Below are 8,685 nucleotides of genomic sequence, written 5' to 3' on the forward strand. Positions count from 1 at the left end.
ACAACCCTCTGCGATACAGAGTTGTCGCCACAAACAGTGACCAACGAGATGAACTCGACCACGATCAATGCGAGGATCCGCCGCGCAACGCCGCGCGCCCGGTCCGCCGACATAGCTCCGGGATGAGGTGATGAACGTGTTGACCGCACGCGAACAGCGCGAACTCGATCAGGCGAATGCGTCCGGGCGCAGACCCGTCGTTTTCGTGCACGGACTATGGATGTTGGCGTCAAGCTGGCAGCCGTGGCGTGAGCTGTTTGAATCGCATGGATACGCGACGGTGGCGCCGGACTGGCCCGACGACCCCGAGACGGTCGAGCAGGGCCGGGCGCACCCCGAGGTCTTCGCCGGCAAGACGGTGCGTCAAGTCACCGACCATATGGCCGAGGCCATCGCGCAGCTCAATCAGCAGCCGGCCGTCGTGGGGCACTCGTTCGGCGGACTGATCACCCAACAACTCGCCGGCCGCGGTTTGGCGACGGCATCGGTGGCCATCGACTCCGCACCCTTTCGAGGTGTCCTGCCGTTACCGCTGTCGGCCCTGCGCTCCGCGTGGCCGGTCATCGGCAACCCGCTGAATTATCGACGATCGGTCACGCTGACCTACCGGCAATTCCGGTATTCCTTCGGCAACGCGATCAGCGACGCCGAATGCCAGCAGCACTACGCGGCCCTGCCCGTAGCAGGCTCGGGCATTCCGCTGTTTCAGGCGGCCATCGCCAACTTCAATCCGGCGACCCAGATCACGGCCGACACCCGCAACCCCAAGCGTGGGCCCATGCTCATCCTCAGCGGGGAAAAAGACCATATCGCGCCCGCAGCGATCGCCACCGCGTCGTTTAAGAAGCAGCGCCGCAACAGTTCTCCCACCGAGTTCGTTGAGATGCCCAACCGCGGCCACTCGCTGGTCTTCGACAGCGGCTGGCACGAGGTCGCCGATCGCGCCCTGGACTTCCTGAAACAACACCTACGCTGATTTGCGATGTGCGTCGTACCCTTAGCAACGGATTAGCGATCCTTAGATCCTGACAGTCCCTGGTATTGCCTATTTCTCATTGTGCGACAACCGGATTGACTATCCCGACCCGCCAGCGCCGAGCTGTCCCAACTCGGGATGACACTGGGCGCTATGAGGTGCTACTCAATCGGGTCCAGTTTCGTACACGGGTGCAAGTGGATGACCGACTATCTGCGACGGCCACAAGAACTATTAAAGGTGATGGCTAAGACCCTAGGTCATGTATGCGATGACCTCACACCCGAAACCGTGCCACTCAAGTCGATCCCTTCCTGCAACGAGCGGAGGACGCTTTCACGCTCTTCAGCTTTGAGTCAACTTGTGAGACACGGTGGCCTGGCAGTTCACTCCTTACAAGTGATTCTGGTGGGCCTGTCTCATTTACTTTAATTTCGAGACACTTGTTCGCGGCTACCACGTCGGGCCGCCTGTCTCGTCGTCCGCTGAATCGTGCTCAACGACCCGAGCAGCATGCTCGCTCAAGCTGCGATAAAAATCCGCAACCAGGGTTCCTTGCGGAAAACTGGCGGCTATTGCCGCGCCGTCGTCTCGAATACGAACATCCTGAGCGTATGGTTCGCCAGGCCGACCCCAGCGCTCCCCGGTGATGGCGCTCACATCAAGATGCTGTTGCATCATCGCGGCGGTGCTTGGCCCGAGCCGTGCTGAGGCGGCGAGTAAGTCCGCTACAAAATTAACGTGGTTGAACACCAGATCACTGGGAGCCGCCGCCAAGACCTTTGCGACGGTTTGGGCGTCAGTTGCGCTGCCGGCCCGGACTGTCTCAAGAAGGAGCGACAAAACGGGTTCATCAAAAGGGCCGGCTGCCGCCGCGAAGAGCTCTCGCCCCATGTGCTCTCGCTGCCAGGACTGGCCCTGTCCAATCCATTCCAGCAGTTCGCTCAGGGAAGCTAGAAAGTCTGGGTGTTGCCGTACAGCAAGGGGTTCGCGCCACGAGTGCGGGACGGGGCTGAAAGCTCCTAAGCGCTCCATGCTTTCGCCAGGCTAATTCGGCGTCTCGGCTGATAGAGACGGATCGCCTCACGGGCGTGCTGTCCGACATTGCCGTCTCTTCGAAGAAATAGGAGATCCTGCACAAGGCTTTTTGGCATTGGATGGTTCAGGGCGGTCCCGAGGGCGCGCCAGAGAAACAATTCCTTATCAGAAGCTTCCGCCGCCGAATCGTTGGATACAGACACGGTTGCTCGGGCCGGATCGTCCCCGTCCAGTCTCAGACCCTATAGAACGTGCTCGCGACCGCTCCTCGGAGGTCTGCGGATACCGTGTCGTCGTCTAGCGTCTTCAATGCCGCGATCGGCAGATCGTGATGGGACTGGTCATCGCCTCCAGCGGCGGTGTCGATTGCTTGGGCAATCGCCTCTACGTCAGCGGTGCCGAGCTCGGACAGGGTCGGGTCATGGTCTCCGGGCACGGGCTAGAAGTCTTCCGCTGAGCGGCGGCTCTATTGCGCACGACACGCTTAAAGCGGACCGGGTCGCACCGGGCCGTTGTCGACCGCCAGGGCGATAGGCGGTTCGACATCACGCGATGCGTTCGATCGATTCCAGCCGCTTCGCGAGGTGCTCACGCGCAATCTCGGCGTCGTAGTGAGCCTGCATGTTGATCCAGAACATGTCGCTCAGTCCTAGTGCGCGCGACAGCCTCAGTGCAGTATCTGCGGTGATTCCCCTTTTCCCGTGGACGATCTCGTTAATGCGCCGCGCGGGCACGTCGATCGCCTTGGCGATCCGGTACTGCGAGATGCCCATCGGCTCGAGAAACTCGGTGAGAAGAATCTCGCCCGGGTGTGTAGGTGCGAAATCGGCCATGGTGCTCTCCTTTCTAGTGGTAGTCGACGAGCTCGACGTTTCTGGCACCGGCGGTGCTCCAGGTGAAGCAGATCCGCCACTGGTCGTTTACGCGAATGCTGTACTGGCCGGCGCGACTGCCGCTGAGCTTTTCTAGGCGGTTACCGGGTGGGACACGAAGGTCGTTGATGCTCTCGGCGGCGTTGATGAGAACGAGCTTGTTGTGTGCGAGCCGGCTGAGTTCCGGGCTGAGTCTCTTGATGTAGCGGCGCTGCCAGATCGCCTCAGTGTCCTTGTCCCGGAACGAGCGGATCACTCACCAATAGTAACGCTATCCGTTATTAACGTAAAGCGTTACTAACGGTAGGCTCCGGAAGATTGTGCACGAAGTAGTCGCCGGGGCGAATTACAGTGGTGGAACAGCACTCACCACGAGGGGATCCTATGAACCAGCTACACTCCCCAGGCCCAAGCGAGCATAACCCCTTCTCCGGAAAGCCCGTCAACGGCAGATTGCTTCTGACTATTTCGGAAGCTGCTGCAGCGCTGCGAATTTCGCGCTCATCAATCTACCGGCTGTTCGATTCCGGCGAGCTCGCCTGGGTCCAGATTGGGGCTTCTCGGCGGGTCACATCCGCTGAGATTCACCGCTTCATCGCAGCACACACCGAAGCTGCGTCGTAACGCCCAACTGAAATGGCCGAACGCCGCAAGCTTCCGCCTCAGATCCGACGCGTCGAGTTAACCAGCCGCGTCGGCAGCAAGGCTGTCGTGCGTTATCAGTTGACCGTCGACACGGGAACCGCTGACGGAAAGCGCAAACAACTGCGCCGCCGCTATCGGACCGAGAAGGAAGCCCGGAAGGCGCTGGCGGAGATCCAGGGGCAAGTTAATTCCGGCACCTACGTGCAGCCATCCACGCTTACGGTGGAGCACGCTTGCGCGGATTGGCTCAAGTCTCGCCACAAGATCCGCCCCACTACAGCCGCGGGTTATGAGTATGTCCTGCAGCCTGTTCGCAGCGAGCTCGGTGATCTGGCCGTTCAAGATCTGACCCGCCGACACATCGACGAACTGATCGTGAAGCTGCGCGCCGGCAGCTTGGAGCGGCCCGGCGGCCGGCCGCGCAAGGCGTGGAGCGCGCGGTCGTGCAACTACATGCTCGGAGCGCTATCGCAGGTCCTCGCGCAGCTGGTCGCCGAGGGCCGCTTGGCGAGAAATGTTGCAGGACTCGTCGATCGCGTACCGGGCAAGGCCAGAAAATTCGAGACATTCACCGCCGATCAGGTGCGCACAGTCCTCAGCGGCATCGCGAAGGACCGCAACCGGCATGCCTGGCACCTCGCTCTCGCGGGCTTACGGCGCGGTGAAATCGCGGGCCTGCGTTGGGATGACGTCGATCTCGGCCAGCGAACAGTGCGGATCGGCAAGACCCGCGTCGACGTTGGCGGTCGCGCACTCGACCAAGACGACCCCAAGACAGCGTCAGCAGGGCGAGTGCTCCCGCTACCTGATGCGCTGCTCGGCGAGCTCACCGCGGCGAAAGCGAGCCAAGCAGCGGAAAGGCTGTCTCTCGGAGAGGCCTACGCGGGCCTGGACTATGTGGTCTGTAACGAGGCCGGCGAGCCGTACCACCCCTCGACGCTATCCACCATGTGGCAAGCGGCCATCAAGAACCTCGTAGTGCCGCAGGTGCGGCTGCACGACGCCCGGCATACCTGCGCAACACTCATGCACTTGCAAGGCGTGCCCATCGCGTTGGTCGCGGCCTGGCTGGGCCACGCCGACGTCTCGTTCACACTACGGACCTACGTGCACGCGCAGCCCGAGGCACTCGAAATTGCGGCGCGCAGCTTTGCTCCGCCGACATCAAGCGCCAGCGAGTGACGCCTTCGCACACTCGTGCGGTGACATCAACCGGTTAGTTGTGACAATCTGTGACAATTTCCGACGCTGTCGAACGTATGTGCAGTGGAGGAAAAAGGAAAGGACCAGATCAGACAGCATTTCTATGGTCGGGCTGACAGGATTTGAACCTGCGACCACTTGACCCCCAGGCTTAACGGCGGTATGCGTAGGTGTCCGCTGGTGTGTTCTTTCTGCTCTGTGGCGCAACAGTTTTGAGCGTATTCGTACGGCTGCGAACAGGTGCGGAAAAGTACGGTCAAATCGGCTCAAAGGCGGTATGAAAGGCGGTACGGATCGCAGAGTCCGGCGCGGCCGCGGGAGATCCGGTCGGATCGCTGCGAGGTCGTGCCGCCACCGTGCGCGCTGGCCGCGGCCCCTACTGCGTTAATTCGGTCGGCGTCGCCCGGGCGCTCGACGTCGCCGCGACCGTGCTGGACCTGATGTGAGCGGCCTCCGCAACTCCGGCACGGGCATGTCGAAAGCCAGCGTCGTGGTCGACCGCAGATAGCGTTAGGGCCGTGGCGGGCTCCGACGACACCCCAGGTGCCGAGGCGCTGGTTCCTCGGGCGCCATCGGCGGCCGACTTAGAGCCAGGAACCCTCGGCTGGCGCGCATGGGTGGCAGCTTGTGCGCACTCGTTCTTCAAGACGCCGCAGACCTCGGAAGTTGCTGCGGCGATCGGCAAGACCGTCGACCCAACGATCATCGAACCGTGGTCGGTCGCCGACTACTCGAACTATCTCCGCACGCGCGGTTTGCGCGACGCTGGCAATATGGCCGCGTTGAACCGGATTATTGATGCACTTGAGCGCGTCGGTTTTCTATTACCCTGCGGCCCGGCACCCAACTTGCCACACTTCATGGCCCAGCGATATATGACGCAGGGAGGCGCATCTCCCGGACAGGTCGGCGGGAACCTCTGGCTTTCAGAGATTTTCGGCGCGGAGCTAATCATTCCGAGCTACAACGTTGTCACTGTCCAAATTGCAGGAACTGATGTCGCCGGAAAGCCCTGCTGGGGTACGGGTTTGGTCCTCGACCACACGCATGTCGTAACCAACAAACACGTCGTCGCGGCGATGGCGCCGGGCGCCTCCCCCAGCATCACGCCGCCGAGCGGGGAGGAAGGCGGCGAGAGCGTCGACTGCGAGCTCGTCGTTCACCCGCATCGAGAACTCGACGTCGCCTTGGTCGAAATCCGGGCGCCTGAAGGGCGGGGTTTGCCGAGATTAGCTGGGATGGCGTTTCGCGATCCGGCCTGGGCCGATGAGGTCTTCCTGTTCGGCTATCCCCATGTGCCGATGATTGCGGGGATGGCGGTCACCGTGCAGCGCGGTGAGGTCGTGAATCCGACCTTGGAAACCCCGGCTGGCGGTGGGCTGCCGCGGCAAAAGACGTTTCTCTATTCGGCGATCGCTCGCCCGGGCAATAGCGGCGGCCCAATCGTCGCGCATGATGGCCGGGTCATCGGCCTAGTGGTCGAGGACAGTTCGCCGACGACTCGAGCCAGCGCCGCAGACTACGAACCGCCGCCGCCAGCTACGCCCGAGGGGCGCATCGACCACCTGGAACGCGAGGTCGAGGAATTGACGGCGAAGGTCCGCGCCCCCTCGTTTTATCGCGGCATCCCTTCGAGTGAAATTATTCGCGCTTTGAGCGATTTGGGGTTCGGCGGACTTGCGTCGATCGACGGGCCTCAACCGTAGCGAGATGTGGGCCGATCCGGGCCTGCGGCGATCGAGTTGACGGCGGACCAACCGCCGAGCCGTCTAGATTGCCTGGCGCGCAGGGTTAGTCGGGAAAGTCGCCCGGACGTTCTGTGTAGAGCAACGAACCGTCTTCGCGGGTGGTCGCAATTGTGAGGCCCTGGTTGTCAAATTTCTCTCTTATGGCGTCACCAACGTGATGAGAGGCGATCAGTGCAAACTCATCGGCGGCATCGGCCTCAGACACGTCCTCGACCTTCGCCCATGTAGCAAGGTCGACGTCATGCACCGTCACCGTGAAAGTCACTTTTTGATCGCTCATAGCGGCCGAGTGTTGCATCTTCTCCTGACAGCATCGACTCCGACCCCAGAAATGAGAGTTCCCACCGAACAAGGTCGATTGCCGCAATGACGGCCTGGTCGTCTGGGTTGAGTCCGTCAGCCCTTAGGGGCTGACGTTTACATCGTCCATGTCAATTGGGACGCTGGACGCTCCCAGAGTGCCTGTATGGCGTGCTCGACCCCGACTAATTCCGGCGGTCGCCGCACGCGGCCTCGTCGTGATCGCCCGCGATAAGAAACTCCGAAAGCGAAACAGTCGAGGTTCGAGCGTTATGGGACAGCGGATTACGGGTGTTCTGCATCGGCGGAAAGCGTGACCTGTCGACCTGGGATTGGCTCGGTCGGGTGATGAAGCACTGGACGCGTAGGGAGGAACTCGTTGAGCAACGCGGGCCTTGACCGTAGATCTACGTGCTCAACGAGAACTCCCTCGACGAGTTCGTGCCCGAATGGGCCGTCGGCAAACAGCACACGCGAGCCGCCAACCGAAAGTATCGCCCAGGCGCTCAACGTGAGCGCCGAATCGCCGGTCGACGGTTCCACCCAAAGTGCTGGTGCCGCGGCAATTAGAGTGACCGGCGTGGCGAACGAGCGAATCACTGAGGACATGGTCGACAAGATGCTCCACGGACTCGGCTTCTACGACAATCCCGACGAGGTCACGGTCGAAAAGCAGCAGAGCGAAGTCGAAGCGATCCGAGCGGCGCTGGCCAAGGCAAGCAAGACCGGTAAAGGCGGAGCAGGCTACCCCGAGTTCATCATCACCTCGCTGGACACCCCAGACATGGTCGTGGTTGTTGAGTGCAAGGCAGAAGTGTCAAAGCATCGAAGTAAGGAGCTGGACAAGCCAGCCGAGTTCGCGCTCGACGGTGCCGTCCACTACGCAAAGGCGTTGTCGCCGAACTACACCGTCATTGGCGTGGCCGTGTCGGGCAAGCCAGCGTCAAACAAGTGGACCATTTTCTTAATGAATAAGGGCACGACGGAAATTCGCGACCTGGTGTCGCCGACCGGCGCACAGATCAAAGAGCTTGTGCCGATGGCCGACCTCATCCGCGCTGCATCCTTCGATCCCGCCGTGCAGCACCAACGCGTCAGCGACTTGATCGGTTTCAGTCAGGAACTTCATGAGTTCATGCGGGACGAGGCCGAGCTTGAGGAGAAGGAGAAGCCGCTCGCGGTCGCGGGATCGCTGATTGCGCTGCGCAACAAGGTCTTCCGTACGACCTACGATGCGTACCCGGCAAAAGACTTGCCCGCCTTTTGGATGCAAACAATCAATGCGGAGGTCACGGCTGCGGATTTGCCGGTAGAGAAAATCGAGACAATGACCCAGCCGTTTACCAACATCGAGGTACATCCCGAGCTTCGCAAGGCGAAGAAGGGTTACCCGAAGGGCCTGCTAAACGAAATCGTAACAATGCTTGCGGACCGCGTGCTGCCGTTCCTTACCGTGTACCACGATTTCGACGTCGTGGGTCAGTTCTACGGAGAGTTCCTGCGGTACAGCGGTGGCGACGGTAAGGGGCTTGGGATCGTCCTTACTCCTCGACACGTGACCGAGCTATTCGCGCTGCTCGCAAACGTAAACAAGGACTCGGTCGTTGTAGATATCTGCGCCGGAACCGGTGGATTTCTCATCAGTGCGATGTCGCGCATGATCAGCACAGCAACCACGGAGAAAGAGATTGCCGACATCCAATCAAAGGGATTGATCGGCGTCGAGCAACAGGCCACGATGTACGCGCTCGCGGCGTCAAACATGATCCTCCGCGGAGACGGACGGGCGAACCTCCATCAAGGGTCGTGTTTCGACTCCGGCATCATCGCGAAGGTCAAGGAGTACAAGCCGAATATCGGCTTGCTCAATCCGCCGTTCTCGAAGTCGAAAGAAGACTTACAC

10 protein-coding genes are annotated in these 8,685 nt (G+C 61.1%); 5 read left to right on the forward strand and 5 right to left on the reverse strand.

What is annotated here, in order from left to right; translation table 11 throughout:
* Nucleotides 1–130: 130 nt before the first annotated feature.
* Nucleotides 131–976 (forward strand): alpha/beta hydrolase, encoded by an 846-nt coding sequence (locus WAN02_RS27890; RefSeq protein WP_422268496.1) that lies wholly within the window; start codon nucleotides 131–133, stop codon nucleotides 974–976.
* Nucleotides 977–1,429: 453 nt separating this feature from the next.
* On the opposite strand, the gene WAN02_RS27895 is transcribed toward WAN02_RS27890, so the two are convergent.
* The 4 genes from WAN02_RS27895 to WAN02_RS27910 all read right to left on the reverse strand — a co-directional run bounded on the left by WAN02_RS27895 (nucleotide 1,430) and on the right by WAN02_RS27910 (nucleotide 3,142).
* Nucleotides 1,430–1,870 carry a hypothetical protein gene (locus WAN02_RS27895; RefSeq protein ID WP_422268498.1) on the reverse strand — a complete coding sequence of 147 codons (441 nt, stop codon included), beginning with the start codon at nucleotides 1,868–1,870 and terminating at the stop codon, nucleotides 1,430–1,432.
* A gap of 379 nt (nucleotides 1,871–2,249) precedes the next feature.
* Complete coding sequence (locus WAN02_RS27900; RefSeq protein ID WP_422268500.1) at nucleotides 2,250–2,450, reverse strand: hypothetical protein; 201 nt, start codon at nucleotides 2,448–2,450, stop codon at nucleotides 2,250–2,252.
* A 109-nt stretch (nucleotides 2,451–2,559) separates the two neighbouring features.
* Nucleotides 2,560–2,847 carry a HigA family addiction module antitoxin gene (locus tag WAN02_RS27905; RefSeq protein WP_422268502.1) on the reverse strand — a complete coding sequence of 96 codons (288 nt, stop codon included), beginning with the start codon at nucleotides 2,845–2,847 and terminating at the stop codon, nucleotides 2,560–2,562.
* 13 nt (nucleotides 2,848–2,860) lie between these two features.
* The gene (locus tag WAN02_RS27910; RefSeq protein ID WP_422268504.1) at nucleotides 2,861–3,142 is read right to left on the reverse strand and encodes a type II toxin-antitoxin system RelE/ParE family toxin; all 282 of its coding nucleotides are present in this window, start codon (nucleotides 3,140–3,142) and stop codon (nucleotides 2,861–2,863) included.
* 128 nt (nucleotides 3,143–3,270) lie between these two features.
* Here WAN02_RS27910 and WAN02_RS27915 point away from each other — a divergent pair, with 128 nt between their 5' ends.
* The 3 genes from WAN02_RS27915 (at nucleotide 3,271) to WAN02_RS27925 (ending at nucleotide 6,440) form a co-directional block, all read left to right on the forward strand.
* Entirely contained in the window at nucleotides 3,271–3,510 is a 240-nt protein-coding gene (locus WAN02_RS27915; RefSeq protein ID WP_422268506.1) for a helix-turn-helix domain-containing protein, read from the forward strand.
* Between the two features lie 87 nt (nucleotides 3,511–3,597).
* Nucleotides 3,598–4,713: a tyrosine-type recombinase/integrase gene (locus WAN02_RS27920; protein ID WP_422268508.1), complete on the forward strand. Its 1,116-nt coding sequence runs from the start codon at nucleotides 3,598–3,600 to the stop codon at nucleotides 4,711–4,713.
* Between the two features lie 638 nt (nucleotides 4,714–5,351).
* The gene (locus WAN02_RS27925) at nucleotides 5,352–6,440 is read left to right on the forward strand and encodes a S1 family peptidase (RefSeq protein WP_422268514.1); all 1,089 of its coding nucleotides are present in this window, start codon (nucleotides 5,352–5,354) and stop codon (nucleotides 6,438–6,440) included.
* Between the two features lie 85 nt (nucleotides 6,441–6,525).
* Here WAN02_RS27925 and WAN02_RS27930 read toward each other — a convergent pair whose 3' ends face one another.
* Nucleotides 6,526–6,762 carry a hypothetical protein gene (locus tag WAN02_RS27930; RefSeq protein ID WP_422268510.1) on the reverse strand — a complete coding sequence of 79 codons (237 nt, stop codon included), beginning with the start codon at nucleotides 6,760–6,762 and terminating at the stop codon, nucleotides 6,526–6,528.
* A 531-nt stretch (nucleotides 6,763–7,293) separates the two neighbouring features.
* Between WAN02_RS27930 and WAN02_RS27935 the strand changes: the two genes are divergently transcribed.
* Nucleotides 7,294–8,685 (forward strand): HsdM family class I SAM-dependent methyltransferase (locus WAN02_RS27935; RefSeq protein ID WP_422268512.1); only part of this gene is annotated, 1,392 nt, incomplete at its 3' end.

It is taken from the genome of Mycobacterium sp. (assembly GCF_049281135.1).
Lineage (GTDB): Bacteria > Actinomycetota > Actinomycetes > Mycobacteriales > Mycobacteriaceae > Mycobacterium.

Coding starts and splice junctions, on each gene's coding strand:
- WAN02_RS27930 (WP_422268510.1), bottom strand. CDS start 6,762: ATGAGCGATCAAAAAGTGACTTTCACGGTGACGGTGCATGACGTCGAC.
- WAN02_RS27890 (WP_422268496.1), top strand. CDS start 131: ATGAACGTGTTGACCGCACGCGAACAGCGCGAACTCGATCAGGCGAAT.
- WAN02_RS27905 (WP_422268502.1), bottom strand. CDS start 2,847: ATGGCCGATTTCGCACCTACACACCCGGGCGAGATTCTTCTCACCGAG.
- WAN02_RS27915 (WP_422268506.1), top strand. CDS start 3,271: ATGAACCAGCTACACTCCCCAGGCCCAAGCGAGCATAACCCCTTCTCC.
- WAN02_RS27895 (WP_422268498.1), bottom strand. CDS start 1,870: ATGGGGCGAGAGCTCTTCGCGGCGGCAGCCGGCCCTTTTGATGAACCC.